This is a genomic window from Amycolatopsis sp. NPDC043889, assembly GCF_056435645.1.
This window is the reverse complement of the sequence record NZ_JBWKEC010000058.1, coordinates 1-21,759: the sequence shown is the minus strand read 5'-3', so window position 1 is coordinate 21,759 and position 21,759 is coordinate 1. Positions and strand designations below refer to the sequence as shown.

At 64.4% G+C, this 21,759-nt stretch carries 21 protein-coding genes and 1 pseudogene; 7 read left to right on the top strand and 15 right to left on the bottom strand.

All coding sequences use genetic code 11. The features are described 5' to 3' along the window. From AC0685_RS42815 to AC0685_RS42755, 13 genes and pseudogenes are all read right to left on the bottom strand, one after another. Window positions 1–287 (bottom strand): annotated as a pseudogene (locus AC0685_RS42815) (hypothetical protein); the annotation flags it as partial. An 83-nt stretch (window positions 288–370) separates the two neighbouring features. Next, the gene (locus AC0685_RS42810; protein ID WP_478230750.1) at window positions 371–2,209 is read right to left on the bottom strand and encodes an ABC transporter ATP-binding protein; all 1,839 of its coding nucleotides are present in this window, start codon (window positions 2,207–2,209) and stop codon (window positions 371–373) included. Then, a complete protein-coding gene (locus tag AC0685_RS42805) occupies window positions 2,206–2,634 on the bottom strand; it encodes a lasso peptide biosynthesis B2 protein (RefSeq protein ID WP_340684107.1) in 429 nt (142 codons plus the stop codon). Before AC0685_RS42805 ends, AC0685_RS42810 begins: the two co-directional genes overlap by 4 nt. Further along, window positions 2,631–2,885, bottom strand: coding sequence for a lasso peptide biosynthesis PqqD family chaperone (locus tag AC0685_RS42800; protein ID WP_478230749.1), 255 nt, complete (start codon window positions 2,883–2,885; stop codon window positions 2,631–2,633). The genes AC0685_RS42805 and AC0685_RS42800 overlap by 4 nt, the downstream gene beginning before the upstream one ends. After that, complete coding sequence (locus AC0685_RS42795; RefSeq protein ID WP_478230748.1) at window positions 2,882–4,678, bottom strand: asparagine synthase-related protein; 1,797 nt, start codon at window positions 4,676–4,678, stop codon at window positions 2,882–2,884. The genes AC0685_RS42800 and AC0685_RS42795 overlap by 4 nt, the downstream gene beginning before the upstream one ends. A gap of 69 nt (window positions 4,679–4,747) precedes the next feature. After that, on the bottom strand, window positions 4,748–4,876 hold the full coding sequence (locus AC0685_RS42790; protein ID WP_478230747.1) for a lasso RiPP family leader peptide-containing protein: 129 nt from the start codon (window positions 4,874–4,876) through the stop codon (window positions 4,748–4,750). 236 nt (window positions 4,877–5,112) lie between these two features. Continuing rightward, window positions 5,113–5,859 carry an AfsR/SARP family transcriptional regulator gene (locus AC0685_RS42785; RefSeq protein WP_478230746.1) on the bottom strand — a complete coding sequence of 249 codons (747 nt, stop codon included), beginning with the start codon at window positions 5,857–5,859 and terminating at the stop codon, window positions 5,113–5,115. A gap of 3 nt (window positions 5,860–5,862) precedes the next feature. After that, window positions 5,863–6,666, bottom strand: coding sequence for a hypothetical protein (locus AC0685_RS42780; protein ID WP_478230745.1), 804 nt, complete (start codon window positions 6,664–6,666; stop codon window positions 5,863–5,865). 19 nt (window positions 6,667–6,685) lie between these two features. Continuing rightward, window positions 6,686–7,162, bottom strand: a complete 477-nt coding sequence (locus tag AC0685_RS42775) for a poly-gamma-glutamate biosynthesis protein PgsC/CapC (protein ID WP_340684112.1) — start codon at window positions 7,160–7,162, stop codon at window positions 6,686–6,688. Between the two features lie 3 nt (window positions 7,163–7,165). Next, entirely contained in the window at window positions 7,166–8,389 is a 1,224-nt protein-coding gene (pgsB, locus tag AC0685_RS42770; RefSeq protein ID WP_478230751.1) for a poly-gamma-glutamate synthase PgsB, read from the bottom strand. A 1-nt stretch (window position 8,390) separates the two neighbouring features. After that, a complete protein-coding gene (locus tag AC0685_RS42765; protein WP_478230744.1) occupies window positions 8,391–10,463 on the bottom strand; it encodes a hypothetical protein in 2,073 nt (690 codons plus the stop codon). Between the two features lie 213 nt (window positions 10,464–10,676). Continuing rightward, on the bottom strand, window positions 10,677–10,874 hold the full coding sequence (locus AC0685_RS42760; protein ID WP_478230743.1) for a DUF397 domain-containing protein: 198 nt from the start codon (window positions 10,872–10,874) through the stop codon (window positions 10,677–10,679). Between the two features lie 5 nt (window positions 10,875–10,879). Further along, a complete protein-coding gene (locus tag AC0685_RS42755) occupies window positions 10,880–11,734 on the bottom strand; it encodes a helix-turn-helix domain-containing protein (RefSeq protein ID WP_478230742.1) in 855 nt (284 codons plus the stop codon). A 699-nt stretch (window positions 11,735–12,433) separates the two neighbouring features. Here AC0685_RS42755 and AC0685_RS42750 point away from each other — a divergent pair. Both AC0685_RS42750 and AC0685_RS42745 read left to right on the top strand, forming a co-directional pair. Then, the gene (locus tag AC0685_RS42750) at window positions 12,434–12,886 is read left to right on the top strand and encodes a bifunctional DNA primase/polymerase (protein ID WP_478230741.1); all 453 of its coding nucleotides are present in this window, start codon (window positions 12,434–12,436) and stop codon (window positions 12,884–12,886) included. A 54-nt stretch (window positions 12,887–12,940) separates the two neighbouring features. Next, entirely contained in the window at window positions 12,941–13,243 is a 303-nt protein-coding gene (locus tag AC0685_RS42745; protein ID WP_478230740.1) for a hypothetical protein, read from the top strand. A gap of 119 nt (window positions 13,244–13,362) precedes the next feature. Here the strand turns inward: AC0685_RS42745 and AC0685_RS42740 are convergent, their stop codons facing one another. Together AC0685_RS42740 and AC0685_RS42735 are read right to left on the bottom strand one after the other, a co-directional pair. Beyond that, on the bottom strand, window positions 13,363–14,016 hold the full coding sequence (locus AC0685_RS42740) for an RlpA-like double-psi beta-barrel domain-containing protein (RefSeq protein ID WP_478230739.1): 654 nt from the start codon (window positions 14,014–14,016) through the stop codon (window positions 13,363–13,365). Between the two features lie 36 nt (window positions 14,017–14,052). After that, a complete protein-coding gene (locus tag AC0685_RS42735) occupies window positions 14,053–15,342 on the bottom strand; it encodes a glycosyltransferase family 2 protein (protein ID WP_478230738.1) in 1,290 nt (429 codons plus the stop codon). A gap of 319 nt (window positions 15,343–15,661) precedes the next feature. Between AC0685_RS42735 and wecB the strand changes: the two genes are divergently transcribed. The 5 genes from wecB to AC0685_RS42710 all read left to right on the top strand — a co-directional run bounded on the left by wecB (window position 15,662) and on the right by AC0685_RS42710 (window position 21,331). Further along, window positions 15,662–16,915, top strand: coding sequence for a non-hydrolyzing UDP-N-acetylglucosamine 2-epimerase (wecB, locus tag AC0685_RS42730; RefSeq protein ID WP_478230737.1), 1,254 nt, complete (start codon window positions 15,662–15,664; stop codon window positions 16,913–16,915). Window positions 16,916–17,025: 110 nt separating this feature from the next. Next, window positions 17,026–18,579 carry a DUF2334 domain-containing protein gene (locus tag AC0685_RS42725; protein WP_478230736.1) on the top strand — a complete coding sequence of 518 codons (1,554 nt, stop codon included), beginning with the start codon at window positions 17,026–17,028 and terminating at the stop codon, window positions 18,577–18,579. Then, on the top strand, window positions 18,576–20,222 hold the full coding sequence (locus tag AC0685_RS42720) for a DUF2334 domain-containing protein (protein WP_478230735.1): 1,647 nt from the start codon (window positions 18,576–18,578) through the stop codon (window positions 20,220–20,222). The genes AC0685_RS42725 and AC0685_RS42720 overlap by 4 nt, the downstream gene beginning before the upstream one ends. Before the next feature lie 61 nt (window positions 20,223–20,283). Next, complete coding sequence (locus tag AC0685_RS42715; RefSeq protein WP_340684123.1) at window positions 20,284–20,649, top strand: helix-turn-helix domain-containing protein; 366 nt, start codon at window positions 20,284–20,286, stop codon at window positions 20,647–20,649. 97 nt (window positions 20,650–20,746) lie between these two features. Beyond that, complete coding sequence (locus AC0685_RS42710) at window positions 20,747–21,331, top strand: lamin tail domain-containing protein (protein ID WP_478230734.1); 585 nt, start codon at window positions 20,747–20,749, stop codon at window positions 21,329–21,331. Window positions 21,332–21,759: the final 428 nt, after the last annotated feature.

The following is a 21,759-nucleotide window of genomic DNA, read 5'->3' as shown; positions in this document are numbered from 1 at the left end:
ACCAAATCATAATCCTGAAGATGCCGATAAATATACTCAGTCGCCATCTGAGTCTTACCGATACCACCAAGACCATGCAACGCCGAAGGAAGCACCGCCGCGGTACCCCTGTTCCGCCGTTTGGCCAGTTGCTTCAAAAGTTCGCCGCGCCCGGTGAAAAGGGGATTGCGCGGCGGAACATTACCGAACAACCATGGCGGATCGTCCGCCTCACGGGCCGGAAAACGGCCGGTGGCACTCAGTGCTGCGCACGCTGAGGCAAGGGGACGTTCGGCTGTCTCAGGCATCTTGGGCTCACAGTCTTGCTGGACTCATATTCGGGCACGACACTCGCCAGGGTCGCTGTCGAGTCGACAGGGTTCTGGAACGATCACCCAACTCCTTCTTCGCTTTCCACCACAAGCGCGTCCTGTCCCGGCTTCTCCGCCAAAGTGCCAGGCTCAGGATCCGGGCCGGCGGAGAGGAGCCGCCGGTAAAGCGCGCTCGTCCGGAGAAGCTCCTCATGGGAACCCACCGCCTCCACCCGGCCCTCATCGAGCACGATGATCTGATCCGCCGCGCGTACGGTGGACAACCGATGCGCGATCACCAGAAGCGCACGGTGTGTGGAAACCTCTCGCATCGCCGCGGTGAGGGCCCGCTCGTTGAGCATGTCCAGCTGCGAGGTCGGCTCATCCAGCAACAGCAACGCCGGCCGGGCGAGCAAGGCCCTGGCAATGGCGATACGCTGCCGTTCGCCGCCGGACAGGAGCGTGCCGTGGTCACCGACCTCGGTATCGAGACCGGCCGGCAGTCGTGCCACCAGTTCTCCGAGGCATGCCTCGTTGACGACCCACCGAACCTCGTCCTCTGTCGCTTCGGGTACGGCGTAAGTGATGTTGTCGCGAAGCGTCCCATGCAGCACAGGTGCCTGCTGCTCCACAAGATTCACCAGAGTACGGGCATCCGCTCGGGTCATGGAACTCGCCGGACGCCCATCGATCTTGATCTCCCCACGGTCTGGATCGTAAAAGCGCTCGATGAGCTCCAGCACCGTCGACTTGCCCGCTCCCGACCTGCCGACCAGCGCGATGTGACCACGACTGGGCAAGACGAAGGAAAGTCCTTTCAGGACAGGACGGTCGTCGTAGCCGAACCAGACGTCACGAAACTCCACTACCGGGGTCTCACGAACTCGTCGGAGTGCCATCACCTGACCACTCCCCAGCGCTCGGTCCTTCTCGCGCGGCATCGCGAAAACCTCATTCACGCGATCCAGCGCGCCCAGCCCTCGCTGTGCCGTGGAAAAGGCGTTGAACAAGGATGACAACGGCATCACCAGATAGGTGACATAGAGCAGGAACGCGACGAGATCTCCCAGTGACGTCGTACCATTCGTGACCCGGAGACCGCCGATCAGCAGAACGACCAGTACCGAACCGTTGACCGCCAGCTCGATCGCCGGCGCCACCGTCGAGTCCAGCCTGGCCAGCCGCACTCCGGCCCGATAGGCGTCGCGGGCATGAGAACCGACACGTTCGATCTCCCGCCGCTCGGCCTGACAGGCACGGACCGTCCGAGTGGCGCTGAGCGCACGTTCGAGTGCCGCGGTCATGCTACCCACGCTGGTCTGTGCTTCGTTGGAGGCACGTCGGATGCGCGTCAAGACCGCCAACACCGTGGCACCTGCGACAGCGACGGCCGCCAGTACAAGCAGGAACAGCTGCGCGTCGAGCCACACCATCAGGACAACCGCGCCGGCAACCCCGAGGGAATTCGTGACGATATCGGAAAAGCTTTGTGTCGCCGCCTCGCGCACCATCGACGTATCGGTGTTCGCCCGGGAGATCAGGTCACCGATACGCTGACGGTCGCAGACCCGCATATGCAAACGCATCAAATGGGCCGTCAGGCGTAACCGGAGACCGAGAAGGATGCTCTCGCTGGTGCGGTCCAGCAGAAAGCGGCCGACAGCGTCCACGACGGCTTGGATGACGAACACCGCGAGAAGCGCGACCACCAGCCAGCTCGCGACGGTGCCGGCCTGCGCGGCGTCGATCACCTGTTTCACCAGCATCGGCTGGACCAGCCCGACAAGCGTACCCAGCAGGGTCAGCAGGGTGGCGATGACGACCTGCCGCCCATGACCGCGGAGCAGTCGCCACAAATGAGGCAAACGAGTCAGCGATTCACCGCCCGCCGCCTCGGCATTTTGGCTCTCCTCGTTCACGAGTCCACCGGGGGAACGATCATCAGACGCTGGAAATAGTCGTCGGAGAACTCTTCTCCCACGAGGACGCCGTCCACCTCGACCCACGCATGGGCGGCGAACGGACCGACCTTTCTCGCGCCCACGCACCAGGTCGGCCATACACCCCAGGCGCGGCAGAGCAACGCGGTGGAAATGGACCGGGGAACACACCCCTGCGCGCCCCGGCACACCAGGCTCACCGTCGTGACCGCGTCACGTGCGGCCGATGCTTGGCCGAGGCCCGCCGGACGAGCTCCCCTGCGGATGTAGCCGAGTACCATACGGATCCGCGCGGGCGGCAGCAAGGCGAGCAGCCGGGCAAGAGCGACGGCTGCCCGCGCCAGCAGCCGCCGCGGCAACGGGATTCCCTCGCCACGCCGGGGCAAGGTCATCGGGGTGGTCATTTCTCCTCCACAAGGCCGGCTTCACGGAGCTGATCCAGAAGGTTGCCGACGTCGGTCGAAACGGCGTCGCGGCGCGCCGGATAGAGTTCGACCACCGCATCGACGGCATCGTCCTCGTTCTTGCCATCGAGCAGCACACCTATGGCCAGGGCGCCGGTCGGATTGAGCGTCCAATACCGACCGCTCGCCTCGTTCAGCACCACGGCGCCGTAGTCGGTTTCGCAGAAGACGACGTTCTTGGCCAGCTTCACGATCGCGGTCCCGCCTGCGCTGACTGGATTCCGAGCCGTCGAAGCCAAGCCTCGGAAGTGAAAGTCTGCTGAAGCGACTCGTGCGGACGGGTCAGCGAAGGCGAGTAATGACTGGCTGCCCGCAACTGATCGGCATCGACAAGTCCCAGTTCCGCGAGCCGGGAGTCCTCACACAGCGCCATCAGGTCAAGATGGTTGGCGCGCAACCCTGCCTCCTCCTCGGCCGAACTTTCGGCCTTGGTCGTGCGTTCGAGCGAAGCCTCGGGGACGATCCCCTTCATGGCCTCCTTGATCAACGGTTTGTATTCCCAGGGCGTGGACCGCTCATACGCGCGAACGGCCAAGCACGCCTCAACGACCTGATCGTCGAGAAAAGGCACAGCGAACGGCACGCCGGTCGGTCCCACCAGCTGCCCGAACGATCGGGCGATCCGCGCACTCGACCGGATGGCGAGGAGATCGGCATGCTTGCTGGGGTCACCTGCCAGCGGGCGTACGGCTTCTTGCCTCACTCGAAGCATCTGGCGGACAAGATCGACGCAGTCGCGACTGACCCACGGCGGCAACCGCGGTGGCTCGTCCCAGTCGAACTTCGGAGACCTCAGCGCCTGGCGCGGATCGGTGATCCGCTCAGCGGTGCCTGCCCACCAAGAACCGTACGAACGTGGTCGAAGCAGCTGCCACACGACGTTCATGAGCGGCCAACGCCCCTGAGCGTGGTACGCCCGAAGCCGGGGCAACGCGATCCATGGCGCCATACGAGTCAACGAACGCAGATAGTTCAGATCGCCTTCCAGGACCTCGTCGCCCCCGAACCCGGTGAGGTGGACCCGTGACCCCAGCGCGGCCATCCGTTCGAAGCCCGTCAGTATCTGAGCCCGGTCGATCTGCCCGATGAAGGGCCGGTCCAGGCAGTCGGCGGCGGTGGCTATGCCCTGATAAACCAAGGGAAGTTCGTTTCGGGGCAGGATCTCGTGTCCCACCCCGGGCAAGGCGAAGATCGCCCTCATGGCCCAAGGGACGTCGTCATCAGCCGGATCCAGACCGACCGTGGTGTAGGCGATCATTTCGGCAGGACTGTCTGCCGCGAGAAAGCATACCGAGGTCGAGTCGAGGCCGCCGGAAAGGTCGCAGCTCACTCTGCCGCCGGCGGAAGTCCTGACCGCGACCGCATTGGTGAGCGCGAGTCGAAGCGCGCGTGCGCCGTCCTCGAGCGGCACCACCGGTTCGGGCGGCGACCACCAACGGAAGGTCGCCGGTCGCCCGGCCTCGTCGGTCAACAGAAAATGATCCGGTGGAACAGCGTCGACGCCCTTCCACATGGGGAGATCGTCCAGTGGGTACGGTGGCATCGGGTCCAAAAGTGACAGTGCCACCGCCTCGATGTCCAGTTCGGCACCGAGCACCCCGGCGAGCACGTCGGCCCGGTCGGCGGCGAGCACTTGTCCATCCACGTCGGCATAGAGGACCTGGCGGACACCGGCCGCCGTTCCCCGCACCAGTGAACGGCCTTTGACGTACGCGATCACGTGATAACTGCCGGGTAGCGAAGACAGCACCGTGCTGACAGCAGTGACGTCGCCGGTCCTCTCGAGGATGCCGGCGAGACGGGCGGCGGTGACGGACACGTGCCCGATCACCGCCACCCGCGAATTCCCCGCCTCGGCTACCACGATCTCGTCGTCACCCCAGTTGCCCACCAGCCAGGGGCGGCCAGAATTGTGAGACACGGACACCCGCCCCTGGGCGAGTAGCAGCCTCGTGACCGTGCTTGTCACGTCGGCGTCTGGCATGACGACGAACCATGAAGTGTCGGGCGCCAACGCAGGGAAATCCATCATCTGGCTAGATACCTATGCCTCTCACCAGTGCCAGTGGCGGTGGCCGCGACGGCAGTAACGGTCACGGCCCCAGCCGCACTTGCCACATCCGGTCACCTTCGAGAAGGCCCCGGCGGCCTGCAGCGCCGGGGACTCGTAAACACCCTTCACAACTACTCCTTACATTTCGGTTAATTGCAACAGCCTGACCGGACGCATCCGGTCCGACTAAGGTAATTCTGCCCCAAGCAGAGCCATTTCCGGTACATTCTCGGCACAGCGCGGACGGGGCCGATTTCGACTTCGCTGCCGTGCGTGGCAATGAGGGTCAGAACACGAATAGCCATTCACGATCGCCCGGCTCACGCCTCACCGGCCACCGGCCAGGGATGAAGAGTCGTCCGTGTTCACAACGTGTCCGCGAGCATTCGCTCATGCAGCCGGCGCAGCTCGGCACCGGGCTCGATGCCGAGCTCGTCCGTCAGTGATCGGTAGGCCGATTGGTACGCGTCCAACGCGTCGGCTCGCCGGCCAGAACGGTGCAATGCGACAAGTAGCAGGCACCACAGCCGCTCGCGTGTCGGATGTTCGATCGTCAGCGCACGGAGGTCTGGGACCACCGTATGGTGCTGCCCCAGCATCAGCCGTACGTCGATCAGTTCCTCGCGGGCGGTCCAGCGCAGCTCTTCCAGGCGAGCCGCTACGGGACGCCTGATGGACAGCGGAAGATCTTCATACGGCTCGCCGCGCCAGAGCCCGAGCGCTTCGCGGAAATGCTCGACAGCCTCGCCGTCGGCAGACCGGTTTCGCGCTTCGCGCCCCAGCCGTACCGACTCCTCGAATCGGAAGACGTCGAGTTCACCCGGCTCCACGCTTATCCGGTATGCACCGACCCGATTGGCGATCCTGCCGGGATCGCCCCCGAGTGCCGCCAGCGTCCGACGCAACTGCGAGACATAGGTTTTGACATTCCCTGACGCAGACCTCGGCGGTGGCCCCTCCCAGAGCGCATTCTCTATCAGCGGAGTGGACACCCAGCGTTCCGCATGGAGAAGCAACAGAGCCAGGAGCGTTCGCGGCTTGCGCGGCCGCACACAGACCGGTCCTTCGACCTGGCCGCTCAGCTCCAAACTCCCTAGTACCCGGAACAGCATTCGTCAGATCCGTTTGGCAACGCGAAACCCCTGAAACAGCCGGCCGCCGTGCGCCACGGCAGGAGCGGATCCGCGGAGGAGAACACGATGAAGACCACGGGTATCCCTGCCGAGGTACACACCGACGGGGTCGACCGGGCCACCACCGTTCGCATCGAGAGCGAAGAGCAGAAGATCACCAGGCTGAAGCAGGCTCTGTTCACGCGCCTCGGTTGAGATCACCACTCCTCCGGAGTCGGCTTTCACCATGGCGAGCGAGGCTTTCCGCGGCAACCCGTAAACGAGTGTGATCAACCGGGAGCCGCTGATCTTCGAAGCATCCCCCGCCCAATGATGCCGAGCGGTGTCGAGCACGTCGGGGCTCCGATCGGCGAGTGCGGCATCAAGCCAGCCGCGGAACCATCCGCCCCCTTCAGCACCCTCCTTCCACGGCTCCGGCAGGAGACGCACCCACGCTTCGCCTTTGACGACAGAAGCGCCGGACCGTGTTACCGGGAATTCCCGAGCGGGGCCGGCCAGGACAACGGTACGGGCGCCGTCGGTGAACGTCGCCACGACCGCACCCGCGTTGTTCCGTACCACGGTCCGCGCCGGACGTGGCAAACGTTCATAGCGATACTCGGCCACCGGGTAGGGACCGGCCATGATCCGAACCGCGAGTGCGTTCACCGGCGGGACCGTGGTCACCGTCCGCACACCCGGCCCGAGGTGAATGGTCACCACGGACAAGACGACGACGGACAACCAGAGCGCGATACGCAGGTTGCGGACCCACTTCTTCCGGGGCGAAATGCGGGATACTCGCATGGGGCAGATCCTCTGCTTGTCAGACTGTGGAGACGAAACCGGCGAGAACGCCGCTTGCCAGGACCGCACCGGTGACCAGGCTGACCGTCGCCGTGGCCAGCATGGTGGCGACGGGTGGCTGGCGGATCAACTGGTAGGCGATCAGTCCCGGCACCACGAAGCCCAGCGTTTGATGGGCGAACAGCAGTGGGTAGTCATGCTGCAGGACCAGGAAGAGCGTGCTCTGCAGCAAGACGGCGAGCAGGACGATGGCCGAGAAGAGGCGCTTTCCGTACAAGATGGTGAGCCGTTGCAGCCCCTTCGACCCCGCATAGGTGAACACGGTCATCGCTACTACGATCGCGGCACGCCGGTAGTCCTCCACAAGCGTCAGCGCGAGCCAGCCCGGACTGATCATTCCACCGGGCGACAGATTGGTGAGCAGTACACAGGCCAGCGCCAGCACGAGGCCGATGGCCAATCCGAGTGTCGCGACGCCTGGCAACAAGGTTCCCATCGGTTACGATCCCTCCCTTCCTCGTTCCGCGGTCCAGACAACGGCGTCGGCCGTTATCCGCTCCAGAGCCTGCAGCTCGCCCAGGAGCCGCTCTCCCTGGCCGTGGATGCTGCCGATCGCGACGACTGACGCCTCACCCTCGATCCCGTCGACGACTCCGTCGAGAAGCTCGGATGAGCTGCGACGACCGCCGAGATCGCATACCCGGTCCTGCCATTGGCCTGGAATGGCACTTCTCGCGCTCCGTGTCGGCTCACCGATCAGGATCACTCGCTCCGGGTCGAGCCGCGGGATCAGTGATCCTATTTGGCGATTACGCTCGATCCGGTCGGGGCGACATCCGATCACCACATGCAGCGGGCGAGTGATGAGCTTCTCGGACATGAGCTCCTCGATGTTCATCAACGTGGATTCCGGATCGTTGACGGCGAGGAGGTTGGCGAATCTCAGCTGCTTCCCGCGCACCCGGAACCGATCGACACTCAGCGCTCCCGGGTCGGGTGGCGCGGACCACATACCGCGCAACGCCGCCCCGCGATCGACCCCCAGGAGCGCCGCGACGGCCAAGGCTATGGCGACGTTCTCCTTGAAAGTGATCCAGCCGAAACCCTTCATGTCCTCATCCGTCACGGTCTCCGGATCGATCACGACGAGCTCGCAGTTTCGCCGAGCCGCCTCCTGCTTCAGCACCGAAAGCCGTTCTCGTTCGGCGGTGACGCAAATCCCTCCCTTCGGCATCGACCTGCTGAGCGAGCAGGCGATATCGTCAATCGTGGGGCCCATTTCCTCGACGTGGTCCAGGCGGACATTGGAAATGACGCCGATTGTCGAGGAGATCAGCTTGCTCTGGTTGATCTCCTGCAGCTCTGGCATCACAGCCATGCACTCGACGACCAAGGCATCGGGCGAGTAGGCGACGGCGCGGCGCACCACACCGACCTGCTCGATGACATTGGCGATGCCGAATTTCCGGTAGACCGGGTCTTCATGCGCGTCCGGATGAACGAACCGGGCAGCGGTTCCTGTCGTCTTGGCGACGGTCACCAGATCGCCACCTCGCAGCGCACCTGCGCACAACCGGGTTATCGAGCTCTTCCCGCGAGTACCGTTGACCAGCACTCTCGTCGGAATGGACCGGAGATTGGCGTGGTGACGGCGCTGTTCGAGGATGCCGGCCGTCAGGGCAAGGACACAGAGGACTACATATACGACGTAACAGAAAAGCACATCAGCTCTCTCGCCGGGCAAGCTCTTTCCGATACTCGGAATCACTCGCTGTTCTCCTGCAGATCTCGAGGCATAAGGTGATCGTGCCGATCTGGTCTTGCCTCACCGGGTGGATCCCGGATACGTGGTCGCCGGATGCCAACCGCTCCGCGAGCGTCGCCGTCCGCCGCAACTGCCGTACGACAATGAACTCATGCCAACCGAAGTTCAGCAGAGCGATGACGAGACCGATGAGACCGGCCGAGAGAGCGCGCCGGCTCACTTCGTTCTCCGGAAGTCCTAGCATGGCTGTGTCTTGTTCGGAGATCACACTCCATTGCAGGGTGCCCGCCGGTCCCGGTGCGCCGATCGCGGCGGAGGCGATCACGGACTCACCGCCCCGGGATCGCCCTATCTCCGCGCGAGGCCGCCCCGCGAGTGCCTCACTCGCGCTTCGTCGGAGAGAGTCCTCGGACAGCGTATGGAACGCGAGATACCCCTCGGTGTCAGCGATCGTCCGGAAACCGGGATCGACGACCCGGACTCGACCGGCGCGCCGGTGCAATAGTTCCGAAAGGTGCTCCACATCGAACTCGGCGACGACGCCATGGCGGGCATCCGGCAGTTCCGCGTAGGCGAAGATCACGGGGAGGCTTCCGGCGGTGTTGTGCTGACGTACACCTTCGCCGGAAGGCAGCCGGGCTTCGGCCCGCAGTGGCGACCGCCCGGTCCGGGCGCCGATCCGGCCTGCCGAATCCACTACATAGATACTCCGGTACCTGGCCTCCCTGGCGATCAGGCGCTCCATGAGCGGGAGTACCGAATCAGTGTCCTTGTTCCCTTTGGTCCTCGCCAAGAGTTTCAAGTCCGCGACCGCTCCGTTCAGGCTGCGGCGGACCGTGTCCGCGATACGCGAAACCTCCATTCCCCGTTCACGCACGACGAGTTCCGGCACCCTGGGTGCCGCACCACCGGCGGCCACCAGCACAGCGCACGACCAGGCCAGCATGGTCGCCGCGGCGCCGACGATCGTCAGTCGTGCCGACGGCACCCACCAACGCAGGCGTCGTCCGTGTTCCGCCGCACAACTGAGTTGCTCCAGCACTGCGGCGATCCGGCGCACCTCACGCACTTCCAAGCCACGCGACTTCGGCGCGCCGGCCCCGGAGGCAACCGTCAGCGCGCCGGTTCGCAGCCGGTGAACCGGAACGACAATGGTCCTGCGTACCAGTACGAAACCGAAGACCGCCACGACCACCAGGCTGACAACAGTCACCGGGTGGCGATCTGTCTGCGTGTGCCCTTCCACCGGCACGTGGGCCATCGACACCAGCGAGAGCCTCCACGCCCCGGATAGACCGGCTACCGTCAGCGGCGCATGAGCGACCACCAACGCCTTCTCACGGACACCATCCGGCCCCGTTCCGTTCCCGGCGACAAGGTCGACGGTGCTACCGGTACGTCCCCCCGCCGATTCGGCCGCGGCCTTGTTGATCAACCCCTGGCTGACTCGGGCATCCACGGCAGGAGCGGGTCCTCTCGAATCGAGGACGCGACCTTCGTCCGTGACCACCAGCACGCTCTGTCCGAGTCCCGAGTCCAACGGAACCTCGGAGGTCACCAGGTCGGTGAATGCCACCAGGGTCCGCTGCTCGTTGCCGGCGAGCATCGGGACCGTCGCGACCATGACGACGCCCTTACCCGTCGACGCCACAGGACGAACGCTCGCTTCCTTCGTGACTTCACTGTCGAGAGACGCGAAGGGCAGGGGTTCGCCGCGAGTGGCGAGCAATCGCCCCGTCGAGCTCTGCATGAGTGCCATCCCGCGCCATCGGGGATACACCTCACCCAGAGAACCGAGCAGGGCGTCCGGTTCCCGGCCCTGCTCCCGCTCGGACTGCGTCAGTCCGAACCGGAGTTCCATGACGGATTCCGCCACGGTCTTCGCCAACGCGCCAGCAGTTGCTTCAGCGAAACGTTCTTGCGACTGCACGACGACATCGGGTACCGGTCTCGCCGACGGAGAATCGAGAAGCAGGACGCAGGCGGCGAGCAACAAGGTCAGCACCAGAACTACGGCGGAAGGGGCACCCACGCCTCTGGGAAATCCTGCCTCGGCAAGGTGCTTCTCCAATCGGATTGTGCGCTTCCGCACGAATTGTTTCCTCTCGACCTGAGCGCGGCGGTTTCACCAGCCCTGCGCGATGAGGGCATCATTCCCCTTCACCGCCCGCCGGTGAAGGAGCCATCCAGCTGGCCGCCGGGCGCAGAGTCTCACCCTGCCGAGCACCCGCAGGTCACATCGGGCTCAAGGAACTTTCAGAGTGTCGACCAAGGCCATCCATACCGCATTGGTGACTACCAGCGCCGGACCCGAACGGTCTTTGGAGTCGCGTACCGCTACGTGCTTCTCCAGCTCGGCAACCTCTACACAGGCACCTTCACCGACGCTTCGAAGCGGCTTCCGCCAGACCGCGTCCGGCGAAATGATGTTTCCCTGCTCCACTCGCGCTACAACTCCTTAATGATCTTGCCGACAAAACTGGTGGTTTGCTCCGGAGACAGTGCCATCTCCCTCAGCCGCCCGAAAACACAGGTGTATCCCGCGATCTCACTCTCGCGCTCCAGGTACAGACCCCCCACAGGAGTCTCGACATAGACGACGTCCGGATCGGACTCCTCGTGGAACTCCAAGACCGTGAACGGTCCTACCATCGCCGGGTGTTCACCGGCCGCGATGGGCAGAACCTGCACGTTGACGTGCGGCAGTTCCGAAATCTCCAGAAGGTGCGTGAGCTGGTCACGCATGACAGGCCTGCCGCCGACCGGCCGTCGCAAAGCCGCCTCGCTATGCACCGCCCACAAGCTGATCGGGCGGCTGGAGTGCAGGCGTTCCTGGCGTTTCATGCGCAGCATCACCTGTCGGTCGACCTGGTCCTCCGTCCGGGGAACCACGGTCGCCGCCGTGACCGCACGGGCATACTCCTTGGTCTGCAAAAGCCCGGTGATCACTTCGCCTTCATATGTTCGACTCGTGGCGGCTTCAGCCTCCAACCCCACATAGGTCGCGAGCCACCCGGGTAACACATCACCATAGCTGTGCCACCATCCCCGAACACGGGATTCTCTCGCGGCCTGGACAAGACGATCCGCTTCAACGCCTTGTACGCCGTACAAGTCCAGCATCAAGCGGACGTCACCTGGACTGATACTGCCATGACCGTTCTCGATGCGCGAAATCTTCGAGTGCCTGCATCCGAGATATTCGGCGACTTCGCCGATCTTCTTGCCTGCCTTCTCCCGATGGCGACGCAGTTCGCTGTCCAAACGCCTACGACGGACAGTGGGGCTGTAATCAGCGGCCAATTCTTACTCCTTTCATTGCGGGGTAGCTTCCACCACTTGTGCTGATTTGCGGTAGACCCAGACAGAGTAACGCCCCGACAACCCTGTCGGCGGATGTACAGCTGTGTACGTACAGGCCAAGCTGTTCGCATGACCAATCCGGCAAAACCGCACGTGAAGGCCATGTTACGGCCACACTGGCCAACATACATGAATGAGATTCACGACGCGGCATCGTCCATCTGGGGGTAACCGGAATGGCGTACATTTCCAGAACATGAAAGATCGTCGCCAATCTTGCGGACCGCCCGGAAATGACCCGGCGCGACTCATGGCGCGGTAAAGGATCGATTTTTCTGGTGTCGGAATCTTTTGTCCGCTAGACCGATACCAGTGCCGCCGGACGGCGTGCGCGTCGCCTCCTCGAGCGCGCGCCGCCGTCCGGCATCCAGAGCGGCGGTGAGGCTGGGAACCCTCCCCGACATACCAGCCTCACCGCCCCCTCAACTGCGCGGAAGCCACGCCCCGCCGCGAAACGCACGCGCCGAATGCGCATTACCGCCCTCCCGTCATCCGCATGAGGAGGGCAGATCACCCCTGCCCGGTTTCCCGCCGCGCGCCATCGAGCACCGGCCGGTCGGAGACCGCGGTCGCCGGCTCTGCCAGTAGACAAGAAAGCGGGTTCCAGAAATGCCCTCTCAAGGTGTTGCGGAAGCGGTCGTGCCCAGTTCACAGCTGGAACACATGCTGGCGACGGCCGACGCCTATCGGCGGTTCTACGGCTGGCCGACGAGTGTGGACCACACGACCGGACAGGTCGTGCTCACCGTGTCCGGCGAGGTGAGCGCGATCGTAGCGAGGAAGCCACTCTGCGAGGACGCCCAAACGTTGCTCGCCATCCGGATGCTCGCCGGCCCCGTCGTCACCTTGCCTGGCGCGGATTGTGCCTTCCTTACTGGTCCTGCGTGCCATTTGAGCCAGGCGACGGTGACCGACCTCCAACGGCTCGGCGTTCGCCTGCAGTGCGGGGGGTCACTGATCCCCTTGCCCCCGTCGAGAGCCGGCGACGACGCGGTGCGATGGCTGTGCGGGCCGAAGCCGACCCGGCCGCTTCCCCCGTGGACCGCGGTCATCGGAGCTCTCCGCGCCTCCTCGGCGATATGCCCCCTCTAGTGCCACCCGACGACGAGGTTCGATCCTTGTCCCAAGAAAGGAAGGGCTCCTGCTGTGTTCAACTACACCGCGACACTGTCAGCTGCGGAAAACTGGGTGAACCTGATCCCACGGCGGCCGCTCTGGCACCATGCGGATGTCGAATGGGAGTTCGAACCAGTCATCCAGAGAGCCGCCGGAGTCCTGAAGCTCACGCTGCGCGCGCCGGACAGAGCGGCCAAGGTCCGGGCCGTTCAGATCGCCGATGTCCGCGACACGGCCAACGCCGCGGGCTCGGTCATGGCAGTGCTGGACGACATCTACATGAAGATGTTCGAGATCTCCGGAATCCCGGCTCCTCCGATACCGGTCCGGTAGGCCGGCCTCGCTAGCGCGCAAAGGGTCACCTTCAGGGAACCTGCGTCCCTGAGGTGACCCTCACTGCACCCCGCTGCACACCTGACGCGAGAGAACGCCGAAACAGGCACACCTCCGGGTCAGCCGACCACGATGCTCGCGCCCCGCAGCGAGATGTACCACGCATCGGACCTGAACTCCGGCCCGCGCTCCTCGCCGATGTAGAGATCGAGGTGCCGAGGGCCGCCCAGACCAGGGGTGAACTCATCGCGAATCTGCCACTTCGCCGCGGTGATCCCGGCACAAACCCCACTCGGAGGGGTTTCACCCGACTCGGTGGTGCCGCACCCGACAACGGAGAATCGCGAGCCCATGGCCAGCACATCACGGTCGGCCGCGGCACTGACGAACGGCTCAAGCGGTTCGCCCCGACTGTCCAGTGGAGCATTCTCGAGCCAGTATCCGATGTTGTACGACCAATTCAGGTAGCGGCCCGTATGCGGCCCACTGGTGATTCGCCCGGTCCCCTCGTCACGTACCGCATCGGCGAATCCGACTGGATAGCGGCCCAACGATTGTTTTCCAGCGGCGCACTCACTGTCCGGACAGCCGAACACCTCCGCGGAAGGACCCGCATGATAAGTCTCGACAGCCGTGTAGTAGACGGTGATCAACCATCCGCTGGACGGCTCGTGGCGAGCCTGCTTGCAGCCGATCACGCCGAAGACGATCGAGGCGACAATCGAAATAGTCTTGATTCGGTAATGGTCACCCTTGCCACCGGGTCTTCGCATACCGTTCACCACTCTTCGGCCCATGCGCTTCGTATCTCATCTCGTGTGCCGCCCCCTGGCCACAGTACGCTCGACCAGACGTTCTGTCTTCACCCAGTCGACACGGCCGCCGACGTGCCGGGCGACTCCACGGCAGCCCGCGACCGAGCCGAGCACCAGGAAGACCGGATAGGTCATCGAGGTGACCACACATCGCCACAGGGGCTCGTCACGCAGTCTAAGCCGATGGGTGAATCCCCAGACCGCACCGGGCAACAGCAGCGCACCCAGCCACGTCACCCATGCCGACACCGCATCGGTCGTACCGCTCGCGAGCGGGAACAGAGCCGTCCCGCCGAGCCCGACGTGGATGGCGATGCCGAGAAACAGGAACGCCAGCAGGGCGACGATCGGTACGCACCAAGGAATGATCAAGTAGTGCAGCAGGTCGACCAGCCCCAGCGCGGAAACGTGACGAGAGGTGAGCAACCCGGGCAGATGGCGAGCGCACTGGAGGTTCCCCTGCGCCCACCGGGTACGTTGCCGAACCAGCCGGCGAATGTCGACGACGGCCTGCTGGGTCACGACGGCGCGTCTCACGTAGCGGACTCTGACCCCTGCCCGATGCAGCCGTAGTCCCAGTTCGGTGTCCTCCACCAGACAGGACGACCACGGGTCGTTCCCGAAAGCCATGAGTACCGAGAGCTTGACGAACTGGCCGTTGCCGCCCAGTGCGACCGTACCGACGGTGTCACGCACCGTCTGAGCCGCGTCGGCGACGCAGCCGAACTCGATGTCCTGCAGTAACCCCAGCAATTTGTGCCGATTACGAATACGGACCCTGCATTGGACCGCACCGCTCGTCCCGTCGGCGAGGTATCGATCGACTTCGGTAAGCAGGTTTCGGCTGACCCGGCCGTCGGCGTCGACCACGCCGACCACGGTCTCATCTGCCGTGCCCTCTTCCAGCGCGAGTTCGCGGATCAGCCGGTACGCGGCGTTGAGAGCGGCACCTTTGCCTTGTCGTGCCTCCGGCAGATTACGCCGAAGGACCAGCAATCGATCGTCATAGAGGGACTCGAGCACCGTCGAGGTCCGGTCGGTACTCCCATCGTCCACCACCAGCACGCGCAGCCGATTCTTGTCGTCGGCCAAGGCAAGGAGAGACCGTACGGTGTCAGCGATCACCAGTTCCTCGTCAAGCGCCGGGACCACAAGCCAGAAACACGACGGTCTGCCGGGGCCTGCCGCGCCTGGCATGGGAGTTCTCAGGCTCAGCAAAGACAGAATAATATTGTAGATCGGCCATCCGAGCATGAGCGCCAGCATCAGCGAATAGATCTGCATGGTTTCTACTTGACCGCCCGTCGTAAACGCAGGCCAAGGGATCGCAGCGCGAGCAAAGAACAGGCGACCACCAGTACATGCACGGCCACTTGCACCACCCCGGACGATCCGAAGAGGGCAAATCCCATGAATAAAGGGACCCCGGTCGCCGGAATCGATGTAACAGACATCTTGACAATCCTTTTGACGGCGTGCGATACATTAAGAACCAGCTGCAGAGCGCGGAAGCGGCCACTCCCATTAACACTGAACCCACCCTGCACAGCCTGGGCAACAGTCCCATGAAAATTCGCGCGGGGTTCACCGAGTGGGAGTATTAATGGATTGCACTGTTCGGAGCAGCTCAGGGGCCATTCACCGGGACGACCCCGGAATAGCGGCCGATACGTCCCGAACGGCACCCGAAGTGGTATTACTGGGCGGCACCCGACCAGAGGCGGTGAAGCTCGCACCGATCGTTCGAGCGATGCGAGACCAAGGCCGGATCCGACCGGTGCTGGTCGCGAGCGGACAGCACGAAACGATGTTCGGTCAAGCCTTGTCGTCCTTCGGACTGAGCCCTGATGTCCGGCTGGACATCGAGCGCCCGACAGGAAGTCTGTCCGAACTACTGGGTGAACTGGTGAGGACCCTCGACGTTCACCTCGAACGGCTCCGGCCCGCCGCTGTCGTCGTTCAAGGTGACACGACGACGGCGCTCGCCGGCGCCCTGGCGGCCTTCTGGCGTCACATTCCCGTAGTTCACGTCGAGGCCGGACTGCGGTCCCATGATCCGCGGGCACCCTTTCCCGAGGAGGCCAACCGTAAACTGGTAGCCCAGCTCAGTACGCTGCATCTCGCGCCAACCGCTCGTGCGGTGAACAACCTCCTGGAAGAAGGCATCGCCGGCCCAGAGGTACTGCTGATCGGCAACACCGTGGTCGACGCGGTGCTTTCGATAGCGCGTACACCGACCGCGTACCACGATCACCGGCTTCCCTCCGTCGAGAACCGGGCGCGTACCGGCAAGTCTCGCCTGCTTCTCGCCACGATGCACCGCAGGGAATCCTTGGGCGCTCCCCTGGACGGAATCCTCGCCGGCCTGCGCGCGATAGTGAAGGAGCACGCGGACGTCGAAGTGGTCTTGCCGGTCCATCCGAACCCTCAAGTCCGTGATCAGGTGGTCACCGGCCTCCTCGGTGTGGACCGTGTCCATATCACCGGCCCCTTGCATTACGCGGAATTCTGCCGCCTGCTCTCCTGCGCGCGCCTGGTGCTCACGGATTCCGGAGGCGTGCAGGAGGAAGCGCCCAGCTTCGGAGTTCCGTGCGTCGTGCTGCGCGAAGTCACCGAGCGCATGGAGGCCGTCGAAGCGGGCGTCTCGGTGCTGGCGGGACCAGATCCCGTCCTGATCGCGCGGCATGCCGCTCAGCTGTTGGCCGAGAACCGGGACGAGGGCTCGAATAATCGCGCCAATCCGTTCGGTGACGGTCTGGCCGCTGTCAGGGCTGAGCAGGCCATCGCACACCTGCTCGGGCTCGACTCCTGCGCGCCCGCAGCTGCGCAGCAAGCCATATTGGCAAAGGGGAAGTGATGAGCACTCTCACCCCTTCCCTGCGTCGGAGGTCCCGTTCATGGCCCGCGTGGCTCCGGCTGGCATGCGCCTTTGTGCTTGCCGGTTCTGTCCCCGTCGCCGTATCCGTCGTGGACTCCGGGTCGCGGATCACGCCGGCGGAAACATCCTCCGTTCCCGGCAAACCGGGGGATCCGGCCCCGGGCGCCCTGCCGGGCTGGCGCACGCTGGTGCTCTACGAACCAGGTATGGATGGCTCCAGTGGTGAGGTACACGGAGTGCAAGCGGCGAACCTCGTCTCCCATGGCGGCTCGTTCGAGCTGCGTCAGGCCGACAGGTACCGGCCGGGCGATGCTTCCAAGTTCTCATCGATCGTGTACATCGGTCATCGCGGCACCGCTCCTGTTTCCGATGGCTTGCTCGCCGATCTGGCCACCGCGGGCAAACCCGTCCTGTGGATCGGGCACGGGATCGAGAGCTTGTTCACCCGGGATCCGGCCTACCAGCACAAGACCGGGTGGCGGCCTGCCGGCCGTGACGTGCAGGCCATCGCCGGTATCGACTACAAGGGGATCCGGCTCGGGCGTGACGACCACGCTGATCCGCCGACACGGGTAGAGCTCATGGATACGGTCAAAGCCCAGGTACTCGCCGAGGTCGTTCACGACGACGGCAACCGGACTCCCTGGGCGGTGCGCTCGGGCGATTTGACCTACATCTCGGAAATCCCGTTCACCTATGTCGGGCAAGCCGATCGGTATCTCGCCGCCGCGGACCTCCTGCGCCCTCCAATGTCTCCGGCGCGGGCTCCGCGAGCTCTCGTTCGCTTGGAAGACGTCGGCCCGGCAACCGATCCCGGCGTCCTGAGGACGGTCGCGGATCACCTCGCACAACGCGGGATCCCCTTCACGGTCGCTGTATATCCCCGTCATCGGGACCCGCGAGGGGTAACGAACAATGGCGTTCCACTGGACATCCGGCTGACCGACCGGCCGGATCTGGTCGACGCGTTGCGCTATCTGATCAGCCGTGGCGGCGCGCTCGTGTCGCACGGCTACACGCATCAGTACGGCGACGAACCCAATCCGCACAACGGCGTCAGCGCGGCCGACTACGAGTTCTATCGCGCACGCCTTGGTGCCGGCAACGCGACCGAACTGGTCGGTCCGGTAGCGGGCGACTCTTTCGCGTGGGCACGGGACCGGATCGACCAAGCCCTCTCCGAACTCGCCGGCGCCGGGCTACCCCGGCCGGCGATGTTCGAGTTCCCGCACTACACCGCATCCGCGGTGGACTATCAAGCCGCGACAAAGGCGTTCGGTATGCGGTACGACCGGGGAACCTACTTCCGGGGATGGTGTGAACCTGCCTGTGGCCAGGCCGGCGCGGTCGATCCGGCGGGGAGCTACCTGCAGACTTTCCCCTACGTCGTCCGCGACATCTACGGTGCCGTGGTCGTTCCCGAAAACCTCGGCTATCTCCCGGTATGGCCGGACATTTCAGAACGCGACCGCGCGATAGCCGCGGTGGTCGCCGAGGCTCGGGCCCTCCGCGTCGTCGACGATGGAGTCGCCAGCTTCTTCTACCATCCTTCCCTCGGTGCCGAAGCGCTCATGAAGGTCATCGACGGCATTCAGGCTGCCGGCTACCGGTTTGTGCCTGCCGCGGAGATCGGGCGCGGTTGAGGCTGAATCACAAAGATACGGAGTTCTTCTTGACTAGAATGCTTGGCGTTCGGCGCATCATCATGACCCTTCTGGTGCTGAGCACCACGCTGGTGATCACCTCCCCCGCCGCGAGTTCCGCGACCACCCACTTGTACCCGGCCGCTCCCGGCGCGGAGCCGGGCCGGCGGACGCTCGTGCTCTACGACGCCGACGGTGAATACGGTTGGCTCGGGGAGTCGTACGCGGTCATGGCGGGCAACCTCCTGTCCCATGGCGGCGCCTGGGCCATGCTCCCGGTCCAGCAGCATTTTCGGAACGAGTTGCAGGACTACACCGCCGTGGTCTATATCGGCACCAGTGACCACAGACCACTACCCAGTGCGTTTCTCGACGCCGTGTTGAAGACGCGTACGCCGGTGCTGTGGATCGGCGGCAACATCGGTCAGCTTTACGACAGGGACCGTGACTTCTCGAGAAAATTCGGCTGGCGGCCGACCGGGGTCGATACGAGCGCGACAGCCCGGGTAATCTACCGCGGCGAATCGTTCGACCGTGACCGTGCCGCGGCTTCGAGCGGCATCATGCGCTCCAAGATCAACGACCCCGGCCACGCGGCCCCCGTGGGCGAGGCGGTTCGCCCGGATGGCAGCCGATTCCCTTGGGGAGTGCGCTCCCGGCATTTGACATACCTGGGTGAAGTGCCGTTCTCGTTCACCGGCCTCAACGATCGTTACCTCGCGGCCGCCGATCTGCTGTCCCGCCACGCGGGCCCTTCCAAGTCGGAGGGCAAAAAGGCCCTGATACGGATCGAGGATGTCGGCCCGGACGCCGATCCCGCGCAACTGCGGGCGATCGCGGACTACCTCCACGCGCGTCGAGTCCCCTTCTCGGTGGCGGTCTACCCCCGCTACCGAGATCCACGAGGTCGTCACAACAATGGCGAACCGGTGGACAAGACCTTGGCGGACACGCCCGCGGTCGTCGCCGCCCTGCGTTACATGACCGCCCGACGGGGAACGTTGGTGATGCACGGCTACACACATCAGTACGGAGAGGGCTCGAATCCCTACAGCGGGGTGAGTGGCGAGGATTACGAATTCTATCGAGTGCGGCTCGGCGACGACGGCGGCCTGCGCTACCAGGGCCCGGTCGCCGCCGATTCCCGGTCCTGGGCACGGCAACGGCTCGCCAGCGCGGCACGAGAATTCCGCCGAGCCGGGCTGGCCGTGCCGACCATCTTCGAGTTCCCTCACTATGTCGGCTCGGCGATCGACTACACCGTGGTAAACGAGCTCTTTCCGACCCGATACGACCAGGGATTCCATGCCGCGGGCTGGTGCCCGAACGGCGCGTGTGGTTCGGGAAAACCGGAGTACTCCCGGGCCACGAGTCAGCGTTTTCCGTTCCTGGTGCGAGACATCTACGGGTCGGTTGTAATACCCGAGTCACTCGACCACGTATCTCCGGCGAGTTCTGGCGAGTCCCGCCGGCTCCCAGAAGACATCCTGGCCACCGCCAAGCGGATCGCGGCGGTCCGTGGCGGTGTGGCGAGCTTCTTCTACCACCCGTATCTGGGAACCAGCTACCTCAAGCAGGTGGTGACCGGAATCCAAGACCTGGGTTTCGCGTTCGCCGACGCGGCGGAAATCCAACGTGGCTGAGCGCGTTCTGCAAGACGCAGCGTCGCGCACGTGCCGCGCACCTTTCGACAGAGGAATCCAAGTGTACGACCGGGAACCACCTGAATCGATTGCGGAGCTGATCAAATGGATCAGGGAAAGGCGTGGTTTCAGCCAGCGTGAACTCGCCGAGTCACTTGCCTCGGCGTCTGGTCGTGACACCGTGACCCGTGCGGACATATCCCGATGGGAGCGAGGGAAACGCATCCCCACCAGCCATTGGCTGCACTGGCTGAGCCGCGTTCTCGAGGTACCGTTGCCCACTCTGCAGTACGCGGCATCTCTCGCCAGGCGCGAACGCCTGCTGGCGCAGATGCTGCAGCCACAGCCGTGGACCCTGCTGCCATTCGAGCTCGATCGGCGGAGCGCGGAATCGAACGACCGACAAGATTATCAGGAGCCATTATGATGGCCTCTTTTCTGTGGTCGCCCACATTGACAAAATCTATCTCAGGGTCTCATCGAGAACCCTGATTGCATCAGAATCCCAACCAGGAGAATACAATATGAAGCGCACGTTTTGCGTGATCGCAGCGACGGTCGCGACGGTGTTCGGCCTCGGCGCCGCCAATGCGGCCGTTGCCGAAGAGCAGGTTCCTGTGGTGCCGCGCAGCGTTCACATCAGCGAGCTTTCCACCCAGGGTGTCGGCCCGGACGCGACGTTCAAGGAATTCATCGAACTGTCCAACCGCGCCAACTACACCGTGACCATCGGTGGTGCCAAGCTGCTGGCCAACTACAGCAACTTCGAGTTCGAGATCGCCCGGATCCCGACCGGTACCCGGCTGGCGCCGGGACAGACCTACCTGCTGGCGAGCCAGCGGCTCGCGGGGTCGGTACAGCCGGACCAGATCTTCACGACCACCAATGACATCCCCAACTCGGTGGGGATCTCCCTGCAGACCGGCATGGGCCGGCAGCTGGACGTCGTGGGCACCACGTACAGGACGACGTTCTACGCGGGTGTCCCCGCTTCGCCGCTCAGCCCGCAGGACGCGGCACAGAAGAAGTCACTCCACCGAGTGAACTTCGTCGGTAACAACCAGGTCGACTTCCAGAAGCTCCCGGCCAGCCCGGGCCGTCCTGGCTGATTTCACACACGACACTACTGCTCCGGGGGGCTCGGGCCAGGTTCTGGCCCGAGCCCCCACTATTGATGGTAAGGCGTGAACAGGTCACCATCACGCCCCGGCAAACACGGCCACAGGCGTCCTCCAAGGCCCGGCACCCCCTTTGCCCTGCCCCTTATATTTGAGGGGAGAGGCAAAGGTGGCGTGATCGAGTCCCCGTCATGAAGGTCGACAGAAGAAGGCTGTGCCTTGACTGTCCACGCGGGACAAGCCCGGACCACAAGATGTCCGGTTGATGTCCACATGTGCGGGTTTGAAGAGGGTCGTGGGGGGGGGTTTTGGGTGGGAACCCAAAAACCCCCCCCCACCCCCCCCCCCCCCACCCCCCCCCCCCCCCTCCCCAGGGGGGGAGGGCAAGCTGGTTTGGTAGGGGGGAAAAAAGACCGCCG